Source organism: Bradyrhizobium sp. S3.7.6 (genome assembly GCF_054061875.1).
Window position 1 is genome coordinate 5349896 of record NZ_JBSSEQ010000001.1, and the last position, 20590, is coordinate 5370485.

Annotated in this window: 24 protein-coding genes; 10 read left to right on the forward strand and 14 right to left on the reverse strand. The window is 63.4% G+C overall.

Annotated features, from left to right (window positions below):
- Positions 1 to 158: 158 nt before the first annotated feature.
- Genes ACVJ5M_RS26100 through ACVJ5M_RS26110 form a run of 3 tightly spaced genes read right to left on the reverse strand, consistent with a single transcriptional unit; the run spans position 159 to position 2108 of the window.
- Positions 159 to 1703, reverse strand: coding sequence for a phage/plasmid primase, P4 family (locus tag ACVJ5M_RS26100; protein WP_201266165.1), 1545 nt, complete (start codon positions 1701 to 1703; stop codon positions 159 to 161).
- Positions 1687 to 1941, reverse strand: coding sequence for a hypothetical protein (locus tag ACVJ5M_RS26105; protein ID WP_094184023.1), 255 nt, complete (start codon positions 1939 to 1941; stop codon positions 1687 to 1689). Before ACVJ5M_RS26105 ends, ACVJ5M_RS26100 begins: the two co-directional genes overlap by 17 nt.
- Positions 1935 to 2108, reverse strand: coding sequence for a hypothetical protein (locus tag ACVJ5M_RS26110; protein ID WP_354099585.1), 174 nt, complete (start codon positions 2106 to 2108; stop codon positions 1935 to 1937). Before ACVJ5M_RS26110 ends, ACVJ5M_RS26105 begins: the two co-directional genes overlap by 7 nt.
- 690 nt (positions 2109 to 2798) lie before the next feature.
- Here ACVJ5M_RS26110 and ACVJ5M_RS26115 point away from each other — a divergent pair.
- Positions 2799 to 3659 (forward strand): hypothetical protein, encoded by an 861-nt coding sequence (locus ACVJ5M_RS26115; RefSeq protein WP_354097810.1) that lies wholly within the window; start codon positions 2799 to 2801, stop codon positions 3657 to 3659.
- A 91-nt stretch (positions 3660 to 3750) separates the two neighbouring features.
- Here ACVJ5M_RS26115 and ACVJ5M_RS26120 read toward each other — a convergent pair whose 3' ends face one another.
- The 3 genes from ACVJ5M_RS26120 to ACVJ5M_RS26130 form a co-directional block, all read right to left on the reverse strand.
- Positions 3751 to 3924 carry a hypothetical protein gene (locus tag ACVJ5M_RS26120; protein WP_354097809.1) on the reverse strand — a complete coding sequence of 58 codons (174 nt, stop codon included), beginning with the start codon at positions 3922 to 3924 and terminating at the stop codon, positions 3751 to 3753.
- Between the two features lie 265 nt (positions 3925 to 4189).
- The gene (locus tag ACVJ5M_RS26125; protein WP_456679426.1) at positions 4190 to 4600 is read right to left on the reverse strand and encodes a hypothetical protein; all 411 of its coding nucleotides are present in this window, start codon (positions 4598 to 4600) and stop codon (positions 4190 to 4192) included.
- Between the two features lie 75 nt (positions 4601 to 4675).
- The gene (locus ACVJ5M_RS26130; RefSeq protein ID WP_014495428.1) at positions 4676 to 4828 is read right to left on the reverse strand and encodes a hypothetical protein; all 153 of its coding nucleotides are present in this window, start codon (positions 4826 to 4828) and stop codon (positions 4676 to 4678) included.
- Between the two features lie 188 nt (positions 4829 to 5016).
- Here ACVJ5M_RS26130 and ACVJ5M_RS26135 point away from each other — a divergent pair, with 188 nt between their 5' ends.
- Positions 5017 to 5175: a hypothetical protein gene (locus ACVJ5M_RS26135; RefSeq protein ID WP_028161343.1), complete on the forward strand. Its 159-nt coding sequence runs from the start codon at positions 5017 to 5019 to the stop codon at positions 5173 to 5175.
- Positions 5176 to 5275: 100 nt separating this feature from the next.
- On the opposite strand, the gene ACVJ5M_RS26140 is transcribed toward ACVJ5M_RS26135, so the two are convergent.
- The 3 genes from ACVJ5M_RS26140 to ACVJ5M_RS26150 all read right to left on the reverse strand — a co-directional run bounded on the left by ACVJ5M_RS26140 (position 5276) and on the right by ACVJ5M_RS26150 (position 6766).
- Complete coding sequence (locus tag ACVJ5M_RS26140) at positions 5276 to 6058, reverse strand: hypothetical protein (RefSeq protein WP_085401257.1); 783 nt, start codon at positions 6056 to 6058, stop codon at positions 5276 to 5278.
- Between the two features lie 173 nt (positions 6059 to 6231).
- On the reverse strand, positions 6232 to 6468 hold the full coding sequence (locus ACVJ5M_RS26145; RefSeq protein ID WP_085401256.1) for a hypothetical protein: 237 nt from the start codon (positions 6466 to 6468) through the stop codon (positions 6232 to 6234).
- A 70-nt stretch (positions 6469 to 6538) separates the two neighbouring features.
- Positions 6539 to 6766 carry a hypothetical protein gene (locus ACVJ5M_RS26150; protein ID WP_028150973.1) on the reverse strand — a complete coding sequence of 76 codons (228 nt, stop codon included), beginning with the start codon at positions 6764 to 6766 and terminating at the stop codon, positions 6539 to 6541.
- A 263-nt stretch (positions 6767 to 7029) separates the two neighbouring features.
- On the opposite strand from ACVJ5M_RS26150, the gene ACVJ5M_RS26155 reads away from it, so the two are divergent.
- On the forward strand, positions 7030 to 7377 hold the full coding sequence (locus ACVJ5M_RS26155) for a DUF6481 family protein (RefSeq protein ID WP_071914157.1): 348 nt from the start codon (positions 7030 to 7032) through the stop codon (positions 7375 to 7377).
- 137 nt (positions 7378 to 7514) lie between these two features.
- Here the strand turns inward: ACVJ5M_RS26155 and ACVJ5M_RS26160 are convergent, their stop codons facing one another.
- Entirely contained in the window at positions 7515 to 7757 is a 243-nt protein-coding gene (locus tag ACVJ5M_RS26160; protein ID WP_028150975.1) for a pentapeptide MXKDX repeat protein, read from the reverse strand.
- Positions 7758 to 8054: 297 nt separating this feature from the next.
- Here ACVJ5M_RS26160 and ACVJ5M_RS26165 point away from each other — a divergent pair, with 297 nt between their 5' ends.
- The 3 genes from ACVJ5M_RS26165 to ACVJ5M_RS26175 are packed head-to-tail and all read left to right on the forward strand — an operon-like array spanning position 8055 to position 10983.
- Positions 8055 to 9077, forward strand: a complete 1023-nt coding sequence (locus ACVJ5M_RS26165) for a TRAP transporter substrate-binding protein (RefSeq protein WP_063983435.1) — start codon at positions 8055 to 8057, stop codon at positions 9075 to 9077.
- On the forward strand, positions 9074 to 9628 hold the full coding sequence (locus ACVJ5M_RS26170; protein WP_063983436.1) for a TRAP transporter small permease: 555 nt from the start codon (positions 9074 to 9076) through the stop codon (positions 9626 to 9628). Before ACVJ5M_RS26165 ends, ACVJ5M_RS26170 begins: the two co-directional genes overlap by 4 nt.
- Positions 9625 to 10983 carry a TRAP transporter large permease gene (locus ACVJ5M_RS26175; protein WP_063983437.1) on the forward strand — a complete coding sequence of 453 codons (1359 nt, stop codon included), beginning with the start codon at positions 9625 to 9627 and terminating at the stop codon, positions 10981 to 10983. Before ACVJ5M_RS26170 ends, ACVJ5M_RS26175 begins: the two co-directional genes overlap by 4 nt.
- 143 nt (positions 10984 to 11126) lie before the next feature.
- Here ACVJ5M_RS26175 and ACVJ5M_RS26180 read toward each other — a convergent pair whose 3' ends face one another.
- Positions 11127 to 11819: a GntR family transcriptional regulator gene (locus tag ACVJ5M_RS26180; protein WP_354097807.1), complete on the reverse strand. Its 693-nt coding sequence runs from the start codon at positions 11817 to 11819 to the stop codon at positions 11127 to 11129.
- Positions 11820 to 12050: 231 nt separating this feature from the next.
- Between ACVJ5M_RS26180 and ACVJ5M_RS26185 the strand changes: the two genes are divergently transcribed.
- From ACVJ5M_RS26185 to ACVJ5M_RS26200, 4 genes are all read left to right on the forward strand, one after another.
- Entirely contained in the window at positions 12051 to 12659 is a 609-nt protein-coding gene (locus tag ACVJ5M_RS26185) for a TRAP transporter small permease (protein ID WP_354097847.1), read from the forward strand.
- Positions 12659 to 13924 (forward strand): TRAP transporter large permease, encoded by a 1266-nt coding sequence (locus tag ACVJ5M_RS26190; protein WP_063983439.1) that lies wholly within the window; start codon positions 12659 to 12661, stop codon positions 13922 to 13924. The genes ACVJ5M_RS26185 and ACVJ5M_RS26190 overlap by 1 nt, the downstream gene beginning before the upstream one ends.
- Before the next feature lie 24 nt (positions 13925 to 13948).
- Complete coding sequence (locus tag ACVJ5M_RS26195; RefSeq protein ID WP_354097806.1) at positions 13949 to 14932, forward strand: TRAP transporter substrate-binding protein; 984 nt, start codon at positions 13949 to 13951, stop codon at positions 14930 to 14932.
- 73 nt (positions 14933 to 15005) lie between these two features.
- On the forward strand, positions 15006 to 15932 hold the full coding sequence (locus ACVJ5M_RS26200) for a dihydrodipicolinate synthase family protein (protein WP_071914161.1): 927 nt from the start codon (positions 15006 to 15008) through the stop codon (positions 15930 to 15932).
- A gap of 108 nt (positions 15933 to 16040) precedes the next feature.
- Here ACVJ5M_RS26200 and ACVJ5M_RS26205 read toward each other — a convergent pair whose 3' ends face one another.
- From ACVJ5M_RS26205 to ACVJ5M_RS26215, 3 genes are read right to left on the reverse strand one after another with little or no spacing between them, the layout of a single operon-like run.
- Entirely contained in the window at positions 16041 to 16952 is a 912-nt protein-coding gene (locus ACVJ5M_RS26205) for a hydroxymethylglutaryl-CoA lyase (protein ID WP_354097805.1), read from the reverse strand.
- Between the two features lies 1 nt (position 16953).
- Positions 16954 to 18957, reverse strand: coding sequence for an acetyl/propionyl/methylcrotonyl-CoA carboxylase subunit alpha (locus ACVJ5M_RS26210; protein WP_354099584.1), 2004 nt, complete (start codon positions 18955 to 18957; stop codon positions 16954 to 16956).
- A 4-nt stretch (positions 18958 to 18961) separates the two neighbouring features.
- Complete coding sequence (locus ACVJ5M_RS26215; RefSeq protein ID WP_354097803.1) at positions 18962 to 20566, reverse strand: carboxyl transferase domain-containing protein; 1605 nt, start codon at positions 20564 to 20566, stop codon at positions 18962 to 18964.
- Between the last annotated feature and the right edge of the window lie 24 nt (positions 20567 to 20590).

Here is a 20590-nt window from a genome sequence, read left to right on the forward strand (position 1 = left end):
TGGGGCAGCATGGGGCAGCGATTTACATATGAGCGCCTACAGGCGCGCGCGTGTGGGGCCTATAGTTACGTTTCAACTGCCCCAAGCTGCCCCTAAACCAAATTCTTTTGTGATTTCAACAGATGAACCACAAAAGTTGGGGCAGGTCCAAGCTGCCCCTAAGTCCGCTGCTTCACCTCAACTCCAGAGAATCCTCGGCTGCCGGCAAGTTTATATTCATCAAACCCCTCCATCCGAAGGTGTGCGTACAGGTCGTTCTGCTTGCCGACGAATTCGTTTGAAGCCTCCGCCCATGTTTTCCAGGAGTGAAAAAGATCGCTTCGCGTCGCCTTCAAATACCTGTTGCTCTTTTCGACGCGGCAGCACTCTTCGAGCCACTGGCCGATTGCGTTCTGGCTCTCGAAATAATCGGCGCTTGCTTCCTTTACCTTTGATGGCATTCCGAGACCGTTCCGTTGCCACTCCGTGCATCCATTGACCATCCAGCGCAGGATGCCGGGCGCTTCAGCCTCAAGCTTCGCCGGTAGACCCTGATCAACCACCTCGGGCTTGATCGTGAACGGCACGACGCGCAACCGACGCTGCATTGAATCGGATACGCGCTTCACCCGCGGCATGTGGTTGCCGACGATCCAGAGCTTGAACTGAGGAGCGAACTCGAAATTGTCCTGCCTCATGAATCGCGCCGTGATCCTGTCCCCGCCGGTTAGCTGCTTTACCTTCGCCTCGTCCCACGCCTTGCCCTCCTCGGTCTCCGAGGCCGTCACCAACCGCGCGCCCGCGAGCCGCGCCAGTTCGGTCGTATGTCTGTCGAACTTCGACGCAGTGAACGTTTCCATCCCGGCAGTCGTTGCGTAACCCGCCAGGACATACTCCATCACGGCTATTATCCTCGATTTCCCGGTCCCGCTTGGCCCGAACACGAACACAAGCGAATGTTCTCGGACGCTGCCGGTCAGGCAGTAACCGCACCAGCGCTTCAGGAAGCCGATAAGCTCGACGTCACCGCCCGTTGACTCATTGAGAAACTGAAGCCATCGCGGGCAGTCTTCCGTATCCGCCGGCGCAACGGCCGTTAGCCTCGTGATCATGTCGTCCTGGTCGGCGGGTCGGAGTACGCCTGTTCGCAGATCGACGGTTCCACCGGGAGTGCCTAATAGGAATTGATCGGCATCCCAGACATCGGCATGCACAGCCACTCGCGGGTCGCCCTTGGCGAGTCGTTCGATCCCGGCGGCAAAGCTTGCTTTCCGCGCTGCGATTAATTCCTTGCTCTTTCTCCCACCCGAAGCCCCGTGCGCCAGAAGGCGGGCTTCATGCAATACGCTGCCGCCCCTCGCCACTTTCCAGCACGAGCCAGACCATTCAAACCACCTCTCGCGGTCGCAGTCGTATCGGAGAGCGAGTAGATTGCGCCGCACCAGCACGTCCGCCAGATCGCTTTCCGAGAGGTAGGTTATCGATCCGTCGACCACGGCAATCGGTTGGCCGGTAGGTTCAAATACGATCGCGCCATCACGCACGGTTGCTGTGCCGACCTCGTCGCCGACGCGGCAGCCGATCAGGGCGAGACTCCCGTTATGCCTACTCAGGCTGCCACCGTGACCGTCGATCTTGTAATCGAGAAGCATCTGCCGCTCATCCAACGGACCATTATCGTTGGCGTGGCTATCGTGCGTGTTAAATTTAGGCTGTGCGCTCATTGGCGGATGCTCCTTCCAAGTATTGAATTGCGGCCTCGGCAATCTCATGGGCCAGATTGGCCGAGAACGTAACCACCCGCCCGCCGGCAGAGTTTGGCGCGTGCGCCCGGTAGCGGCCGGGAACCTTGTCGAGTGTGATCTTTACGTTGAAGGCCGCTATGTCATCGCTTAGAGCTACATTGGCGTAACAAATGATGCTGCTGTCATGCGTTCGCCTCGCAGATAACACCTTCACCATATCGGAAACCTCTTCAGCATCGCCGCCTGGACCTGTCGCGTGCTGAGCTTGTCGGGCAGCGTCATCGCGTACTCGTTGAACAGGTGAATGCGATCGGGACTCGACATCGCCAGCCAATAACGATCGTTCGGCTCAGCCTCCCGCCGCTGATCTGATTGTTGCTGCATGGTCTCCTCCTCCGAATGGTCGGCGTACAAAAGGTAGTAGGCGCGGCAAGCAAAAACGCTAAATGCGATACACAGACAAATACGGGCGGCGCGCGCAAACAACAGGGGCGCCGACCGGCGGGTTATTATGAGCGGTGCCGCGCACACTCGAGAAATTGGAGCCGGTGCCGGCTACTTGTCAGGCCGGCCTGATGCCGCCCTCGTTGACGAGGTCGCTTGGTGGTTTTGATGCCCATGACAAATATGGTTGTCGTGGACGGAAAGTGTGCACAAAGAAAAACGCCGCCAGCGGGGTTTAGCCCCGCCTTGGGCGGGCGCATTCTGCCCTGGCTGCATCACCGCCCGAGGTTAGGCAATCTTCGAATTTCTCCATGGGAAACAATGGCAGAAAAATTGCCTAACCCTGCCGTCAAGCCATTGAGACAATTGATTTCAATCAGTCCTGCTGGGATCGCCACGCATTTCAATAACTTAGACGGTCTAATCAAGGTCATTTCGTGTTGCGCCTGTTGCGCAAAATTACCCATTAATTCCAACGACTCCCCACAACTCCCGGCTACTCGGCGCAACATGGGGCGCGACACAGCCTGTGAATAGGTTGGACTCGCACGCGATCCCTGCACAAACACCCGTGGCCGCGTGTGTCATCCTTGAGGATGAGGTGACGAATCGCAGGGACGGGCCAACTAAATGCGCAAGCCGAGAATGCATACGTGGGTGTGGTGGCGATTCAGCACCATGCGTCGAGAGAGATTTAAAGACGTCCTCAGAAAAAACGTCGCCACATTCGACAAAGATTACATCGAAGCGATACAAAAACGCAGAGCCGCGGCGTTCTCGATCGGTTGGAAGCTGATCGCGGTTCAGCTACCAATTCTTACCTTTCTCGTGCTCTCTCTCATTCCAATACAGGCAAGTGTAACACTATTTGGCGTCTCGCCTGGAACATCGAAAAATCTGCGTGAAGTTCTCGTTGTGATATCAGCACTGCTTGGCGTTTGCTCCTCCGGCATAAATCACCACGTCGAGAATTTGAACGAAGTGATTGCTGCGTATATTGAGAGACGAAGCAAAGGAGACAAGGAAGTCGCGGAGTACCTCGGCATGGCGCTGGGTACAAATTATTGGCTTCTACCAGCCGTTAAATACGAACGTGCTTCCGTCGGTTGGGGATTTTTGGCGCTCATTGGTGCGATTGGACTAATCGCCCTCACCGTACTTTTCGCGACGCTGCTTGCTGCCGGTTACGTTCACTATCGCATATTGAGGGACATCTATGCTGATCCCAGCTTTTCGCTTAACGCGAGCATCTTGGTCATTGGATTTGTCTTGCTGTGCGACTGCTTTAGTGCCCTGCTTTCCTTCCTAAGCAGCGGAGCTATGCCGCTCCAGGATTTAACAAACATGCTGACTATCACAAAAATCGGCGAGAGAGATCCTGAGAAAGCGTCAAGAATATATCAAGCCTTAGCCGATCAACATGTTCGGCGGCCATGGATCATTAGAAGCATCTTCCGCATCAAAATGCCGAAGAAGCTTCCGCCCGTGTAGGAGGGTAGCGCCGCACGTTGCTGACCCGTCTTACTTCACGAATACGTGGGTACCCTCGCCCCGGTCTTTGAACCGGGCAGACGAACCCTATCTATGCGCCGGGCGACGTGCGCCCGATAGGGAATTCGATGCTGCCAACCGAGTGGACGAGAATGGCTATCGCATCTGCGGTTGCTGTGATCGCGGTGTCGTATTTGGCAATCGACGCAGGCGTCGTGAGCTCCAGCGTGATCACACGGCGCATCGAGACGGCGCGGGCTTCCATTGCGGACGCGGCGGCCAGTCAGCATCAACTCGCATTCGCTATCCAGGCCTGGGCGCGTCCAAGCCGCCAGAAAGCGGACTCGGAGCCACACTTGGAGCACTGCCTGGCGATCAATTGAGTCAGGTGCAGCACCAGATCGGCCGACGCCTAAGCGGCATTTCGTTTGTTCACGGTCCGACTCCGCTTCGTTCCAAAAGTACGAATCGTCATCGCAAAAATCGGCAGCGCGCATTTGTTAATGCCGCGTTTCGCTCGCTCGGTTCGTTCATGCATCCAAGGTCACGAGAACCGGCCGCAACCGGTACGCGTCGATCGCAGCGTTCGACAGCAGCAGCCTGCGCCGCTCGCCGCGCAGCATCATGCGATCGATCCTGTTCAGGATGAAGCGGGCTGAATCATTGGGCTCGCCGGTGAGCAAGCCGGATTGGTCGAGATATTTCCAGGCAATCTCGAAAGACTGCGCGCGTAATTCGGGGTCTGTCATGTCCGGCCAACGTCGCCGGGGAACGGATGTTCCTAACCGCGCAACGTCAGTCGCAGCGAACCACGGCGCGACGAAATGCGTAGCGCCGCGAACGAGATCACGACCAGCACGTTGGCTGCAACGAAATGGAGTGGTGCCGACCCGCCAGCCCCGGTCGGCTTTGAAGGGCCCCGTGCTTGTCCCCCCGAGCACGGGGCTTTCTCATGCAGGCCAACCAGCGTCCCGACCTCGGCCGGCCATTGGCGCGAGATCTCGCCGAGGATGCGATTAGTCCGTCTGCTCGTCGCGCCGGTCGCGGGCGAGCTGATGCCAGGCCAGAGCCAGTTGGATCAGTCTCTGCCGGTCGGCGCCGTCGGCGGACGCCGCGGCCCGCTTCATCGCCGCCTCGGCTTCGTGCTGTGGGTCGTACTTGGGGCACATGAGGCCGAACCTAACCGACCGATATGGACGGACCGATGGCAATTTCGTCCGTATGAATGCGGGGTGGCTTCGCGTCGTCCGAACCCACCCTGACGCATCTGTGAACTGCGTCACAGCCTGCCCCCGGCGTCTCGGCTAAACAGAACTCAACCGCTCGCACCGCCGCGAGAGGGCATGGGTGGTCCATCATGACACAGGAAGCAGCAGCCGAGGCTCACGTCCCGACACGACGCGCAAGGCCCGACCTGTTCGGCGCCACGTTTCTTGCCACCATCGGTATCGTGATGCTGGCCTGGATCGCAGGCCTGGTCTGGGCCGCGATCGCGTTCTTCAACTGGCTGGTGTGACGCGCGAAGCGATCAGTATCGCGTCAGCAAACAATACGTTGCCCAAACCAAAAGAGGCGGGCCTGCGCCCGCCTCCTTGTTTCAGACCTTGCCTGAAGCCTCAGTAACACGCGCGAGGATCGGCCTGCACATACTGGCCGCTCGGATAGCGGTAGTAGCAATTGCCCTGGGCGAAATAATAGCCGGGCCGCGAGGCAGCCGTGGCGCCGGCGATCGCGCCGGTGGCGCCGCCGATCACGGCACCCGCGGCCGCGCCCGAGGCGTTGCCCGAGATCAGGCCGCCCAGCACGCCGCCGACGATGGCGCCGCCAAGTGCGCTTGCGCCGGGATCAGCCGGTGGCGGAGGCGGCGGCGGTTCGTAGGCGACGGGAGGCGGCGCCGGAGCATAGGCCACCGGCATGTCGTCGAAGTAATCCTCGGAGATGTAGGCCGGCGGGCCGGCCATCCGCTGCGGATAATAGTACCAGACGCCGCCGACGTCCCACCACCAGCCGGAGCGGCCGTTGCGGACCTCGTGGCGCCAGCGCCCGCCATCCCAGGCGCGATTGCCGCGATAGGCGTGTCCGCCCCAGTCGCGCTCCGGTGCGGGGCCCCTGGCGTAATTGCGTCCGGGCGGCGGGCCACCTGCTCCGTGCGGGCCGGGACCGGGGCCGCCGGCGTGGGGCTGGCCGCCGGGCTGTTGCGCGGGCCGGGCCGCCTGCTGCGGCGGGGGGCCCTTGCGCATGTTCTGATTGTTCTGGGGCGGCGCGCCCGCGCCGGGCCCCGCAGGCGGCTGGGCCTGGGGTCTTGGCGGCAATGAGTCCTGTGCCTGCGCCGACAGCGCCACAAGGGACATGGCCGAAACCAAGGGAATAATGATCTTCATGCGGCTGGACGCACTCATGCGTGCTTAACCCCCTACTCTCGCGATTGCCGTGGTGCCTAGCGCGATAGACGATTCGCCCCGCGCCTGGCTGATGCCGGCGGACATAACTGACCTGCTTTGGTCGGCTAAGTCCCGTTACAAATGATTAAGATCACGGCAATTTTCGGCCCTGGGGGCGCGGCGGAACCGCTCTAGCGCGCCGGCTCGATCACATTGCAGTTGGTCCGCCCCGACATCAGGCAGTCCTGCATCTTGCTGGCCGCGGTGAGATCGCGGGCGAGCCACCAGCCGACACCGAGGATCACGAGCGCGATGATCAATCCGGCAATCGCACCACGACGGTTGTCGCCGGATTGAGGTTTTGCGAGGGATTTGGGCTTTTTGCCCGGTTCGGGCTTGGATTCGGGCTTGGACTCAGACTTGGACATGACTGGCCGATCGCAGGGGTGAGCCGGCTTTACCACCTCTGCGACGTCGCGTCACATCCCGGTCGATCGTTCAGCCCCGGGTCTGCCGGATCGCATCCTTGCGCGAGGTTTCGACCGCCGGAGTGGCCCGAGGTGCGCAGGTCGTCAGCAAGAATGCGGTCTGGGTGCATTCCCAATCCGCGCCGAGGACGGCACTTTCGATCGGCTTAGGGCGGGCGAGCAACAGTGCGACGCCAGCCAAGGCGACCACCGCGACGGCGATTGCGAGCGCCTTCGGGCTCAGTCTTGAGATCATCATGCCCGTGCTCCGTCTCGTACCGGGCGGACGCTAGGCGCCGCTCCGTGTGGTCCTCTATGAAGGACATCACAATTCGGCAGTTTTTCGGGGCTACGAGAGATCGTCGGTGGTGGCGATTTTTCGTCTACCTGATCGGCTGCGATTATGGGTGGCTTCGCGACGCGCGCCGATGTACACGCTTCTGCGTCGCGTGGTGCCTGCTATGCCCAGCCGACGTACCAACAGTCACCGATGTAGGATTGAAAGCGAGGAAGGCAAGGCCCGTGAGTGGATTTAGGGAACCCGGGTTTTCAGACCGGCAAAAGGCGGCGCAGGAAGCGCGCAAAAATCTTTTGAACAAATTCAAGTCGCAGCCCGGGCTGGATGATCCGGCGGTGGCGGCACGTCGTGCTGAGCGCGAGGCGCTCGCGGCCAAGCGCGCAGAGGCAAAGGCCGCGCGCGAAGCCGAGAAGGCCGAGCAGAAGCGTATTGCGGAAGAAGCTGCAGCGGCCGAAGCCGCGCGTATCGCCCGCGAAGCGGAAGAAGCGATCGCCAAGCAGGCTGAAGTCGAGGCCGAGCAAAAGGCCAAGCGCGACGCCCGCTACGCTGCCCGAAAGGCCAAGCGGAAGTAACGTTCGCAAGTCACGTTCAACTCACGTCGCGTTCAAGTGAAGTTGAACTGAAACATCGCTGGGGGCGGTCCATGTGACCGCCCTCGGACTTCCAAGCGCGCGGCTGCCTTCGCAGACGCCGCGACGACGGCGGAAGATCAGTTCTTCTTCATCATCCCGTCGTCTTTCTTCATCCCGTCCTTCGACATGTGGTCCTTCTTCATGCCGTCGTCCTTGGACATGGTGTCCTTCTTCATGCCGTCCTTGGACATCGTGTCCTTCTTCATCATGCCGTCGTCCTTGCCCATCTTGTCCTGGGCAAAAGCGGCCGGCGACAGCGCGAGGCCAAGCGACAGAGCGGCAGCCGAGACGCCGAGCACGATGCGGGTGCGAATGGTCATGAGTGATTTCCCTTCGAGATGGTGTTTGTCAGCGACGGACGCCGCTATCTGATCTCGACGGATTGCCCGCTGGCGTTGTTACGCGCCCACTGACAAAATTTCTGCGGGCCGGCTGCGAGGATGTTCCGTGTGCACTGCAGCAAGGCCGGCACTTGCCCCGGCATTCGGTCTCGAACTATCAGATGAGAGAATATTGGGTGAGAGACCGGCTAGGATGGACCTATGCGCTGGTCTCAAGGACCCAGCCCACCTCACACCAAACAAGAACCGGCCAAGGGCCGTCCAAGGGGATACACCATGCTCACGCGCCGTCATCTGATCGCGACCGCCGTCGCCGCACCCGCCATTCTTCGCTTCGGCACTGGTACCGCGCATGCCGCGACCACGCTGAAGATCTCGCATCAATTCCCGGGAGGGACCATCGACAAGGGCGACTTCCGCGACCGGCTCTGCCGCATGTTCGCGGCTGAAGTCGCCAAGCGCAGCAAAGGCGACATCGCTGCAGAAATCTATCCGAACTCCTCGCTGATCAAGACCAACGCGCAGTTCTCCGCGATGCGCAAGGGCGCGCTCGACATCAGCCTCTATCCGATGCCTTACGCCGGTGGTGAGCTACCGGAGACCAATATCGGCCTGATGCCGGGCCTCGTGACCACCTACGACCAGGGCATGCGCTGGAAGAAGGCGCCGGTCGGCAAGGCGCTGACTGACTTCCTCGCCGACAAGGGCATCATCCTGCTCACCTGGGTGTGGCAGGCCGGCGGCGTCGCCAGCCGCTCCAAACCGATCGTCGCCCCTGAAGATGCCAAGGGCATGAAGGTGCGCGGCGGCTCGCGCGAGATGGACATGGTGCTCCAGACCGCCGGCGCCTCGGTGCTCTCGGTGCCGTCGAACGAAATCTACGCGGCGATGCAGACCGGCGCCTGCGATGCCGGCATCACCTCCTCGACCAGCCTGATCTCGTTCCGGCTCGAAGAGGTCGCGAAGTCGCTGACCTCGGGTGCGGGTGCCTCCTACTGGTTCATGCTCGAGCCGCTGATGATGTCGAAGGCGATCTTCGACAAGCTGCCGAAGAACCAGCAGGACGTCCTGCTCGCGGTCGGCACCGAGCTCGAAGCCTTCGGCCGCAAGGGCGCGCAGGACGACGACGTCGAGGTCGCCAAGGTCTACGAGAAGGCCGGCGCCAAGGTCAGTGCGCTCGATGCCGCCACCGTCGGCAAATGGCGCGACATCGCCCGCGACACCGCGTGGAAGGATTACGGCGCCAAGACCGCGACCGCCGCCAACCTGCTCAAGCTCGCCTCCGACGTCGGCGCATGAGCCACGGTCCGCTTCCGGATCGTGACGACCAGGCGAACGCTGCCGCAGGGACAGGCCTTGCGGCGGCGATCGATCGCGGTCTCGCCGTCCTCAACACCATCATCGTCGTGTTCGCAGCGATCGCGCTGATCGCGGCCTGCGCCATCCTGAGCTACAGCGTGCTCAGCCGCGCCCTGTTCAAGGCCGCCAATTACTGGCAGGACGAGGCCGCCGTATTCCTCTTGGTCGGCGCCACCTTCATGACGGCGGCCTATGTGCAGCAGAACCGCGGCCATATCGGCATCGAGGCCTTTGTCGGCCTGCTGTCACCGCTCGCGAACCGGATCAGGCTCTGGCTGGTCGATGCCGCGACGTTCCTGTTCTGCGCCTTTTTCGCCTGGAAGTCCTGGACGCTGACCCATGAAGCCTATGTCGACGGTCAGGTCTCAAACTCGATGTGGTCGCCGCCGCTCGCCATTCCCTATTCGCTGATGGCGCTCGGGATGAGCCTGCTCTGCATCCAGATCCTCGTGCAGCTTGCGCTGCCTTTCGCAGGAGCCAGGCGTCCATGAGCGTTTTCGGTATCGGCCTCGCCTACGGTATCGCGACGCTGGTCGTGATGTTCTCAGGCATGCCGATCGCGTTCGCGCTCGGCGCGGTCGCGGTCGTGTTCATGGGCATCTACATGCCGGCCGCGTCCCTGGATACGGTGACGCAGAACGTCTACGAGGAAATGGCCTCGATCACGCTGCTGTCGATCCCGCTCTTCATCCTGAAGGGCGCCGCGATCGGCAAATCGCGCGCCGGCCAGGATCTCTATTCGGCCCTGCATGCCTGGTTGCATCGCGTCCCCGGCGGCCTCGGCGTCGCCAACGTGTTCGCCTGTGCGCTGTTTGCGGCGATGGCGGGCTCCAGCCCCGCGACCTGCTCGGCGATCGGATCGGCCGGCATCCCCGAGATGCGCAAGCGCGGCTATTCCGGCGGATTTGCTGCCGGCATCATCGCGGCCGGCGGCACGCTCGGCATTCTGCTGCCGCCCTCGATCACGATGATCCTGTTCGCGGTCGCCGCCGAAAAATCGCTCGGCCGGCTCTTCCTCGCCGGGATCGGCCCCGGCCTGCTGCTGGTCTCGCTGTTCGGCGCCTATGCGGTGATCCGCTTCCGCCAGGAATATGCCGCGGCGCAGGCGATCTTTGAGAAAGGCGGGCCTGAGGCGGCGATCCTGGCCCGCGACGAATACACGCTGGCCGAACGCTTCAGCGTGCTGCCGCGTGTAATCCCCTTCGTGCTGCTGCTCACCGGCGTCATGATCGCGCTCTATGGCGGCTACGCGACGCCGTCGGAAACCGCCGGCCTCGGCGGCCTGCTCGCGCTGGCGCTGATCGCGGCGATCTACAGCGTGTGGCGGCCGAGCGACCTCGCCCCGATCTTGAAGTCGACGATCCGGGAATCGACCATGCTGATGATGATCATCGGCATGTCGCTGCTCTATTCCTACGTGATGAGCTATCTGCACATCTCGCAATCGGTCGCCGAATCCATCGTCGCGATGCACCTGCCGCGCTGGGAGCTGCTGTTCGCGATCCTCGTCATGGTCGTCGTGCTCGGCTTCTTCCTGCCGCCGGTCTCCATTATTCTCATGACCGCGCCGATCATCCTGCCGCCGCTCCGCGCCGCCAATTTCGACATCATCTGGTTCGGCGTAGTCATGACCATCGTGATGGAGATGGGGCTGATCCATCCGCCGGTCGGCCTCAACATCTTCGTCATCCGCAACGTCGCGCCGGACATTCCCTTGCGCGAGGTGATCTGGGGTACCCTGCCCTTCGTGCTGCTGATGATGCTCGCGGTGCTGCTGCTGTGCTTCTTCCCGGGAATCTCGACCGGGCTGCCGGACCTGGTGATGGGGCCGGACGGGAGCAGATGATGCTGCCGTAGGGTGGGCAAAGCGACTTGTCCGCCGTAGCTCGAAGAGCGAAGGCGGAAGCGTGCCCACCATTTGTCGTGTCCGTTGGACAGCGTGGTGGGCACGGCGCAAGTGCGCCTTTGCCCACCCTACGAGCGCATCGATTACGACTCGCTCTTCCGCCGTGCCTTCGGCGCGATCGTGCTGCCGGCCACCACCTGCAACAGATCCTTGCGCACGGCCTCGATGTGCCGCTCCAGGAACCGGCAGGCCTCCTCGACCTTCTCCGCACGGCAGAGCGCGATCAGATGGGCGTGCTCCTTCTCGGCGGTCCCCATCGCCTTGGTGTTGGAGAGCTGGAGGCGCGTGTAGCGGTCGCTGGTCTGGAGCAGTGACATCACGATCGCGCGCGTACGCGGCTGCGGGGCGTGAACATAGAGCGCCATGTGGAAGTCGGCGTTGAGCTGCCCCCATTCGCTGACATTGCGCGCCTTTATCGCCTTCTCGAAGCTCTTGTGGATGTCGTCGAGCCCTTCGAAATCATCGGTGGTGAAGCGGGGCGCCGACTGCGCCAGGAGGCGCGGCTCCAGGATTCCGCGCAGATCGAACACGTCGTTGATCTCGTCCAGCGACAGCTCCGAGACGATCGCGCCCTTCTGCGGAACGATGCGCACCAGTCCTTCGGCCTCGAGCTGGAACAGCGCTTCGCGCACCGGGATGCGGCTGACGCCATAGGCCTCGCCAAGTGCGTCCTGCCGTAGCTGCGATCCGGCCGGATAGGTGCCGTCGAGGATCGCCTGCCTGAGCTGGTCGACGATCGCGGCCGACAGCGTGCGATGCTTCAGAGGCTGTTTCATCTGACCTTCTGTTGTCCTTCCCGACTCATCCGGCCGAAGCGGTCTCTCTCTTGCATGTTGAGGGGCCCAACAAAAGTGTGGGGCCCGGCAAAAGCCAGTGCCCAGCAAAAGCGCGTCCTGCCGCCGAAATGACCGCAATCTTCGTTTGACACGCAAAATGTATAAATTATACATTTGCCGATAGCACGAGATTTCTCAGGGGGCGGGGCCTCTTTCATGATCGAGCAGACGATGCCGGCCACGCGCGCATTCAGCGTTCGACGCATTGTCGTCGGCGCGTCCAGTGCCCTGCTCGCCGTCGAGCGCGTCGCGCTGATGGGCCTGATGTACCTGCTCACCGGCCTGATCCTGGTGAACGTCGTCACCCGCTACGCGCGCTTCCCGATCTACTGGATCGATGAATCCGCGGTCTATTGCGTGGTCTGGCTGACCTTCGTCGGCGCCTCCGCGATGACGCGACTGCGGCTCGATTTCGCGGTCACCATGCTGACGGAGCGTCTTTCGCCGCGACACCAGAAGATCGCAAAGGTGATCTCGACCGGCATGGTCGTCGTGTTCGGCATCGCGCTGATCGTGACCTGCATGCTCTGGATGGACCCGATTGGCCTTGCGCGCGCCGGCTTCGACGGGCGCAAGCTCGCGGCCGAGACCTTCAACTTCCTCTACACCGAGCACACCCAGACGCTGAACTGGCCGACCTGGGTGCTCTATTTGACGCTGCCGATCTTCGCGGTCTCGATGACCATCCACGGCCTCGCCAACCTGCTGGAAGATCTCGAACTGGTCCCGCGCACGCCGCCGAAGGGCTTTGCGCTCTCCGAACTCGACGGGGTCAACTGATGATCACGTCAGCCGCCTTCGTCGCGATCATGCTGGTCGGCGTGCCGATCGGCCTCTGCCTGTGCCTCGCCGGCCTCGTCTACATCGCAGCATCCGGCAATCCGGTGCTGTTCCAGTCCTATCCGCTCCAGCTGTTCGGCGGCGTCGACAGCTACGGCCTGATCGCCATTCCGCTCTTCATCCTGATCGGCGAGATCATGAACGGCGGTGGCATCACGCGGCGCATCGTCGACATGGCGATGGCGTTCGTCGGCTCGCTCAAGGGCGGGCTCGCCTACGTCAACATTCTCGCTAACATGTTCATCTCCTCGATCCTGGGATCCGCCACCGCGCAGGTCGCGATCATGGCGCAGATCATGGTCCCGGAGATGGAGAAGAAGGGCTACGACAAGACCTTCGCGGCGGGATTGACCGCCTATGGCGGCATGCTCGGCCCGATCATTCCGCCCTCGGTGATGTTCGTGGTCTACAGCGTGCTGGCGCAGGTCTCGGTCAGCGACATGCTGATCGCCGGCATCGTGCCGGGCGTGATCCTCACGGTGATGTTCTGCCTCGTCATCGCGCTGATGGGATATGTCTACAACTATCCCCGCGCGGATTATCAGACGCCGCGCCAGCGCGTCATGACGATCCTGCGGACGTCACCCACCCTGCTGATCCCGATCGTCATCGTCGGCACCATCCTCAGCGGCCTCGCCAATGCGACGGAATCCGCGGCCGTCGGCGCGGTCGCCGCCGCGCTTGTCGGGAAATACTGGACCAGGGAGTTCGAATTCTCGCAGTTGCCGCAGATGATGCTGCGCAGCGCCATCTATTCGGCGATCGTGCTGTTCCTGGTCGCGGCCGCGGCGGTGTTCTCCTGGGTGCTGATCTTCGGCAAGGTGCCGCAGGAAACCGCCGGCTGGATCCAGTCCGCCGCCAAGGACCCGGTCAGCTTCATGCTGATCTGCAACGTCATCCTGCTGATCATCGGCACTGTCATCGACGGCATTCCCGGCCTGATCATGACAGTGCCGATCCTGCTGCCGGTTGCAACCGACGTTTACCACATCGATCCCCGGCATTTCGGCGTGGTCGTCGTGATCAATCTCGTGCTCGGCCTGCTGTCGCCGCCGGTCGGGCTCTGCTTCTTCGTCGCGGCCGCCGTCACCGGCGCCAAACCCGGCAAGATGTTCATGGTGACGCTGCCGTTCTTCGTCATCTCCTGCGTCCTGCTGGTGCTGCTCTCGCTCTACCCCTCGCTCTCGCTGATCCTCATCAAATAGGCCCGTTCAAAAGGAAGCCCGACCATGCCGCTTTCACGCCGCCGCTTTCTCGCCGCCAGCGCCGCCGCCTCGGTGTTCGCGCCCTCGCTGGCGCTCGCCCAGGCCAAGGAATTCCGCCTCGGCCTGATCACGCCGAACGGCCATTCCTGGAACAAGGCGGCGCTCAAGTTCGGCGACGAGCTCAAGGCGGCCACCAACGGCCGGCTCACCCTGACCGTGTTCCATTCCGGCCAGCTCGGCAACGAGCCCGCGATGATGCAGCAATTGCAGTCCGGCGCGCTCGACATGGGCTTCATCCAGGCCGCCGAGCTCGGCTCGCGCGTGCCGCACATCGCAGCGATCAATGCGCCCTACATCGTCCGCTCGACGCCTGCGGTCGCGAAATTCGTGCGGCATCCGGCTGCGGTGAAGCTGTTCGATGTGCTGCCGCAGGAGACCGGCACCATCGGCCTCGGCTGGGGCATCACCGGCATGCGCGCGGTGTTCTCGTCCAAGGACCTGAACTCGCTCGCCGACATCAAGGGCATGAAGCTGCGCATCAACCCGACGCCGGTCTATCGCGATTTCTATTCCTCGCTCGGTGCCGCGCCGACGCCGATCCCGACCCCGCAGGTGTTCGACGCGATGGCCAACGGCCAGGTCGACGGCCTTGAGGCCGATCTCGAATTCTCCTGGAACCAGCGCTTCGACAAGGTCTCGAAGGTGATCCTGCAGATGAACGCCGTCTTCATGCCGATGGCCGCGGTCGTTTCCGGCCGGGTCTGGCAGACGCTCCCCGCAGCCGACCGCGAGCTGATCGCCAAGACGGTGAAGTCGACGCTGGACGCGCAGATCGACGAGTTGGCCGGCAACGAGCCCGCGCTGATCGAGAATTTCAAGAACGCGCCGATCCCGATCCGCCAGGTCCCGCCCGGCGACACCGAGGCTGTCATCGCCGAGTTCGACAAGATCTGGCTGCCCAAGGCACCTGTTCTCGCCGAGCTGCGCAAGGTCGGCGCGACGCTCTGATCCCATTCGCCATCCTCTTCACAACAGCCGGCGGCCCCAGCCCCCCGCCGGTAAACTCACTTGGAGTCACATCATGAGCCGCCGCGTTTCCTGGGAAGGCGTCTTCCCGGCCGTCACCACGCAATTCCACGACGATCTCTCGCTCGACATCGACGCGACCGCCAAGGTCATGGACGGTCTGATCCGCGACGGCGTCTCCGGCCTGATCGTCTGCGGCTCGGTCGGCGAGAACACCTCGCTTGAGCGCAAGGAGAAGGTCGCGATCATGGAGACGGCGAAATCCGTCGCGAAAGGCCGCGTGCCGGTACTGTGCGGCATCGCCGAGTTTACCACCGCCTTTGCGGTCGAGACCGCCAAGGAAGCCGCGCGCGTCGGCATCGACGGCGTGATGGTGATGCCGGCGCTGGTCTATTCGTCGAAGCCGCACGAGACCGCCGCTCATTTCCGTGCCGTCGCCTCCGCGACCGACCTGCCGGTGATGCTCTATAACAACCCGCCGATCTACAAGAACGACGTCACCCCCGACATCCTGGCCTCGCTCGCCGACGTCGAGACCGTGGTCTGCTTCAAGGATTCCTCGGGCGACACGCGGCGCTTCATCGACACAAGGAACATGGTCGGCGACCGCTTCGTGCTGTTCGCAGGGCTGGACGACGTCATCGTCGAGAGCATCGCCATGGGCGCGGTGGGCTGGGTCTCCGGCATGTCGAATGCCTTCCCGCGCGAGGGCGAGACGCTGTTTCGCCTGGCCAAGGCCGGTCGCTTTGCCGAGGCCATGCCGATCTACGAATGGTTCATGCCGCTGCTGCATCTCGACGCACGCCCCGACCTCGTCCAGTGCATCAAGCTGTGCGAGCACATCATGGGCCGCGGCACCGCACTGACCCGCCCGCCCCGCCTCGCGCTGCTGCCGCAGGAAAAGGCCGAGGTCGAGGCGATGATGGCCAAGGCGCTCAAGAACCGGCCGCTCCTGCCGGATGTCGGGCTGAAGGCGGCCTAGGCGAAGGTCTCGTAGGGTGGGCAAAGCGAAAGCGTGCCCACCATTTGAGATCAAGATCGCGGAGAGATGGTGAGCACGGCGCTGAGCGCCTTTGCCCACCCTACGCAGCTACGAACCCGCCCGCTTCTTCTTCGCGTTCAGCGCGGAGGCTACGCGGCTCACAGGCGGCTTGCCCAGCACGCCGCTCATCTCGTTCGTGGCCGCCAGCAGCTTGTCCATGTCGACACCGGTCCTGACGCCCATGCCTTCGAGCATGTAGACCACGTCCTCGGTCGCGACGTTCCCGGTCGCACCCGGCGCGTAGGGGCAGCCGCCGAGGCCGCCGGCAGCGGAATCGATGACGCGGACGCCCTCCTCCAGGCCGGCATAGAGATTGGCGAGCGCCTGGCCATAGGTGTCGTGGAAATGCATCGCGAGCTTGGCGGCAGGAATGTTGGCGATGACCGCGCGCAGCATCTCCTTGGCCTTATCAGGCGTGCCGACGCCGATGGTGTCGCCGAGCGAGATCTCGTAGCAGCCAAGCTCCCACAGCGTGTTGGCGAGATCGGCGACCGCCTTCGGCTTGATCTCGCCGTCGAACGGACAGCCCAGCACGCAGGAGATATAGCCGCGGACCCTGACGCCATCCGCCTGGGCGCGCGCCAGCACCGGCTTGAACCGTTCGATGGACTCCGCCACCGTGCAGTTGATATTGGCGCGCGAAAACCCTTCCGAGGCCGCCGCGAACACGGAGACGACTTGCGCGCCGGCAGCGCGCGCGGCGTCATAGCCCTTCTCGTTCGGCACCAGCACGTGGAATTCGGCGCCCTTGACGTGGCCGACGCCGCGCAGCACGGCGTCCGAGCTCGCCATTTGCGGGATCGCCTTGGGCGAGACGAAGGCGCCGACCTCGACCGTGGAGAGGCCAGCGGTGACGAGCGCCTCAACGAAAGCGATGCGGGCCTCGACGCTGACGGGCGTCTTCTCGTTCTGGAGGCCGTCGCGCGGCCCCATTTCGATGATGCGGACGGGATCGCTCATCTCACTCTCCCGATGGCTCGACCACGGCGAGCTCGACGCCCTCCTGGACGATGTCTCCGACCTTGCATTTGATCGATTTCAGCACGCCGGCGTAGGGCGCGCGCAGCGTCTGCTCCATCTTCATCACTTCCAGGGTGAGGATCGGCGCGCCCTTGTCGAGCTTGGCGCCCTCCTCGGCCAGCACGGCGACGACCGTGCCCGGCAAGGGCGCCGCGATCTTGTCCTCTCCGACATGCTCTTCGCTCTCGCCGCCGAACGGATCGACCCAATGCAGGTCGAAGCGGCCGTTGCGTGTGCGCAAATACAGCTCGTGACCGTCGATCACGGCTGCGACCTGCGATTTGACGCCATCGAGCGTCAGATCGAAGCCGCCGTCACGCGGCGCGATCGTGAACGCCAACTCGCGGTCGCCGGTCACCAGCGTCGACGGGCCGCTGCCGTAGTTCAGCGTGATCTTCTGCTCCGGCCCATGGCCGACGCGGAAGGCAAAGCTGCGCTGGCGGCGGCCGACCGGCATCCAGCCAAAGGTCTGCCAGGGCGAACTCGCCTCGTCTTGCGCGGCCTGCCGCTCGTCGTTGATAACAGCGGCGACTGCTGCGCACAGCTCGAGCTCGCCGGGCGCCGGCGAGGCCTGCGTCAAGCCCGCCAGCTCACGCTCGATGAAGCCGGTATCGATCGCATTGGTCCGCACCTTCGGATGCGTCATCAGCGCCGACAGGAACGGGATGTTGGTGACGATGCCGCGGACGTCGGAGTCTTGCAGCCCGCGGTTCAGGCATTCGATCGCGACGTCCCGTGTCGGCGCCCACGCGATCATTTTTGCGAGCATCGCATCGTAATAGGGCGAGACCGTATCGCCTTCGCGATAACCGGCGTCGATGCGCAAGCCGCCGGTTTCCGCCGGCAGCCGCCAGGTCGAGATCCTGCCGACCGACGGCATGAAGTTCTTGGTCGGGTTTTCCGCGTAGACGCGCGCCTCGACCGCATGGCCATTGAGGCGGATCTCGTCCTGCTTCAACGGCAGCGCCTCGCCGAAGGCGACGCGCAGCTGCCATTCGACGAGATCGATGCCGGTGATCAGCTCGGTCACGGGATGCTCGACCTGAAGGCGCGTGTTCATCTCGATGAAGAACACGTCCTTGCCGTCGGAGACGAACTCGATCGTGCCGGCGCCGACATAGTTGACCGCGCCCGCCGCCTTTCGCGCGGCGGCGCAGACGGTCTCGCGCTGGGCCGGATTGAGCGTCGGCGACGGCGCCTCCTCGATCACCTTCTGGTGCCGGCGCTGCAGCGTGCATTCGCGCTCGAACAGCGAGAGCAGATTGCCGTGGCTGTCGCCGATGATCTGCACCTCGATGTGGCGGGGATTGTCGACATATTTTTCGATCAGCATCCGGTCGTCGCCGAACGCGGCCTTGGCCTCGCGCTTGGCGCTGACGATCGCCGGTCCAAGCTCGTCCGCCGAGCGCACGATGCGCATGCCGCGGCCGCCACCGCCCGCGGACGCCTTCACCAGAATCGGGAAGCCGATCTTGTCCGCCGCCTTCGAAAGCGTCGCGTCGTCCTGGGCCTCGCCGTGATAGCCGGGCACCAGCGGCACGCCGGCCTTCTCCATCAACGCCTTGGAGCCGGACTTCGAGCCCATCGCCGTCATCATCGCGGCGGTCGGGCCCACGAACACCAGGCCCGCCTCCAGGCACGCCCGCGCGAATTCGGCATTTTCGGACAGGAAGCCGTAGCCGGGATGCACGGCTTCCGCGCCGGTCTTTCGCGCGGCCTCGATCAGCCGCTCGACACTGAGGTAACTGTCGCGCGCCCGCGCCGGACCGAGCAGCACGGCTTCATCTGCGAGCGCGACATGCATCGCGTCGCGGTCGGCCTCGGAATAGACCGCGACCGTGCGCAGGCCCATGGCTCGCGCGGTGCGGATGACGCGGCAGGCGATCTCGCCGCGGTTGGCGATCAGGAGCGTGCGAAAACGCCGGTAGAGCATTGAACGGTCCATCGCATCACATCCTGAACAGGCCGAATTTGGTAGGCTCGATCGGCGCATTCGACGCCGCGGAAAGGCCGAGGCCGAGCACGAGGCGCGTGTCGGCGGGGTCGATCACGCCGTCGTCCCACAGGCGCGCGGTCGCGTAATACGGATGCCCCTGGCTCTCATATTGCGCGCGGATGGGCTCGCGGAACTTGTCTTCCTCTTCCTTCGACCAGCTATCGCCCTTGGCCTCGATGTTGTCGCGCCGGACCTGGCTCAGCACCATCGAGGCCTGTTCGCCGCCCATCACCGAGATGCGCGCATTCGGCCACATCCACAGGAAGCGCGGCGAATAGGCGCGGCCGCACATGCCGTAATTGCCGGCGCCGTAGGAGCCGCCGATCACGACGGTGAATTTTGGCACCGAGGCGGTCGCCACCGCCGTGACGAGCTTGGCGCCGTCGCGCGCGATGCCGCCGGCCTCGTACTTCTTGCCGACCATGAAGCCCGTGATGTTCTGCAGGAACACCAAGGGAATGCCGCGCTGGCAGCACAGCTCGATGAAATGCGCCCCCTTCAGCGAGCTCTCGCTGAAGAGAATGCCGTTGTTGGCGATGATGCCGACCGGATAGCCCCAGACATGGGCGAAGCCGCAGACCAGCGTCGTGCCGTAGAGTTTCTTGAACTCGTCGAACTCCGAGCCGTCGACGATGCGGGCGATGATGTCACGGACGTCGAACGGCTTTCGGCCGTCGACCGGCACCACGCCGTAGATCTCTTCCGCCGCAAACAGCGGATCGCGCGGCTTGTGCATGTTGAGGTTCGGCCGCACCGATGGCTTCAGCGTGCCGACGATGCGCCGGGCGATGCCGATCGCATGGGCGTCGTTCTGGGCGTAGTGGTCGGTCACGCCCGATTGCCGCGAATGCACGTCGGCGCCGCCGAGCTCCTCGGCACTCACCACCTCGCCGGTCGCAGCCTTCACCAGCGGCGGGCCGCCGAGGAAGATGGTGCCCTGGTTGCGGACGATGATGCTCTCGTCCGACATCGCGGGGACATAGGCGCCGCCGGCGGTGCAGGAGCCCATCACGATCGCGATCTGCGGGATGCCCTGCGACGACATCTGGGCCTGGTTGTAGAAGATGCGGCCGAAATGGCGCTCGTCCGGAAAGATCTCGTCCTGAAGCGGCAGGAAGGCGCCGCCGGAATCGACCATGTAGACGCAGGGAAGATTGTTCTGCCGCGCCACGTCCTGCGCGCGCAGATGCTTCTTCACCGTCATCGGATAGTAAGTGCCGCCCTTGATGGTGGCGTCGTTGGCGACGATCACGCATTCGCGGCCCGAGATGCGCCCGACGCCGGTGATGACGCTCGCCGAATGCACGTCACCGCCATAGAGGCCGTACGCCGCCAGCGGCGACAGCTCCATGAACGAGGTACCGGGATCGACCAGCAGGTCAACGCGCTCGCGCGCCAGCATCTTGCCGCGCGAGGTGTGGCGGTTGCGCGAGACCTCGCCGCCGCCGCCGGCGATCTGGCTCAGTTTTTCGCGCAAGTCCGCGACAAGCCCGCGCATGGCCTCGGAATTGCGCGCAAAGTCTGATGAAGACGTATCGATGCTGGAATGGAGCGGCATGTTGATTCCAATGAGGTGAAGGTT

What these genes read in the sequence shown, in the direction of transcription:
- ACVJ5M_RS26100 (WP_201266165.1), bottom strand. Translation starts at nt 1,703, where the DNA reads ATGAGCGCACAGCCTAAATTTAACACGCACGATAGCCACGCCAACGAT.
- ACVJ5M_RS26105 (WP_094184023.1), bottom strand. Translation starts at nt 1,941, where the DNA reads ATGGTGAAGGTGTTATCTGCGAGGCGAACGCATGACAGCAGCATCATT.
- ACVJ5M_RS26110 (WP_354099585.1), bottom strand. Translation starts at nt 2,108, where the DNA reads ATGCAGCAACAATCAGATCAGCGGCGGGAGGCTGAGCCGAACGATCGT.
- ACVJ5M_RS26115 (WP_354097810.1), top strand. Translation starts at nt 2,799, where the DNA reads ATGCGCAAGCCGAGAATGCATACGTGGGTGTGGTGGCGATTCAGCACC.
- ACVJ5M_RS26120 (WP_354097809.1), bottom strand. Translation starts at nt 3,924, where the DNA reads ATGGAAGCCCGCGCCGTCTCGATGCGCCGTGTGATCACGCTGGAGCTC.
- ACVJ5M_RS26130 (WP_014495428.1), bottom strand. Translation starts at nt 4,828, where the DNA reads ATGTGCCCCAAGTACGACCCACAGCACGAAGCCGAGGCGGCGATGAAG.
- ACVJ5M_RS26135 (WP_028161343.1), top strand. Translation starts at nt 5,017, where the DNA reads ATGACACAGGAAGCAGCAGCCGAGGCTCACGTCCCGACACGACGCGCA.
- ACVJ5M_RS26140 (WP_085401257.1), bottom strand. Translation starts at nt 6,058, where the DNA reads ATGAGTGCGTCCAGCCGCATGAAGATCATTATTCCCTTGGTTTCGGCC.
- ACVJ5M_RS26145 (WP_085401256.1), bottom strand. Translation starts at nt 6,468, where the DNA reads ATGTCCAAGTCTGAGTCCAAGCCCGAATCCAAGCCCGAACCGGGCAAA.
- ACVJ5M_RS26150 (WP_028150973.1), bottom strand. Translation starts at nt 6,766, where the DNA reads ATGATGATCTCAAGACTGAGCCCGAAGGCGCTCGCAATCGCCGTCGCG.
- ACVJ5M_RS26160 (WP_028150975.1), bottom strand. Translation starts at nt 7,757, where the DNA reads ATGACCATTCGCACCCGCATCGTGCTCGGCGTCTCGGCTGCCGCTCTG.
- ACVJ5M_RS26165 (WP_063983435.1), top strand. Translation starts at nt 8,055, where the DNA reads ATGCTCACGCGCCGTCATCTGATCGCGACCGCCGTCGCCGCACCCGCC.
- ACVJ5M_RS26170 (WP_063983436.1), top strand. Translation starts at nt 9,074, where the DNA reads ATGAGCCACGGTCCGCTTCCGGATCGTGACGACCAGGCGAACGCTGCC.
- ACVJ5M_RS26175 (WP_063983437.1), top strand. Translation starts at nt 9,625, where the DNA reads ATGAGCGTTTTCGGTATCGGCCTCGCCTACGGTATCGCGACGCTGGTC.
- ACVJ5M_RS26180 (WP_354097807.1), bottom strand. Translation starts at nt 11,819, where the DNA reads ATGAAACAGCCTCTGAAGCATCGCACGCTGTCGGCCGCGATCGTCGAC.
- ACVJ5M_RS26185 (WP_354097847.1), top strand. Translation starts at nt 12,051, where the DNA reads ATGCCGGCCACGCGCGCATTCAGCGTTCGACGCATTGTCGTCGGCGCG.
- ACVJ5M_RS26190 (WP_063983439.1), top strand. Translation starts at nt 12,659, where the DNA reads ATGATCACGTCAGCCGCCTTCGTCGCGATCATGCTGGTCGGCGTGCCG.
- ACVJ5M_RS26195 (WP_354097806.1), top strand. Translation starts at nt 13,949, where the DNA reads ATGCCGCTTTCACGCCGCCGCTTTCTCGCCGCCAGCGCCGCCGCCTCG.
- ACVJ5M_RS26200 (WP_071914161.1), top strand. Translation starts at nt 15,006, where the DNA reads ATGAGCCGCCGCGTTTCCTGGGAAGGCGTCTTCCCGGCCGTCACCACG.
- ACVJ5M_RS26205 (WP_354097805.1), bottom strand. Translation starts at nt 16,952, where the DNA reads ATGAGCGATCCCGTCCGCATCATCGAAATGGGGCCGCGCGACGGCCTC.
- ACVJ5M_RS26210 (WP_354099584.1), bottom strand. Translation starts at nt 18,957, where the DNA reads ATGGACCGTTCAATGCTCTACCGGCGTTTTCGCACGCTCCTGATCGCC.
- ACVJ5M_RS26215 (WP_354097803.1), bottom strand. Translation starts at nt 20,566, where the DNA reads ATGCCGCTCCATTCCAGCATCGATACGTCTTCATCAGACTTTGCGCGC.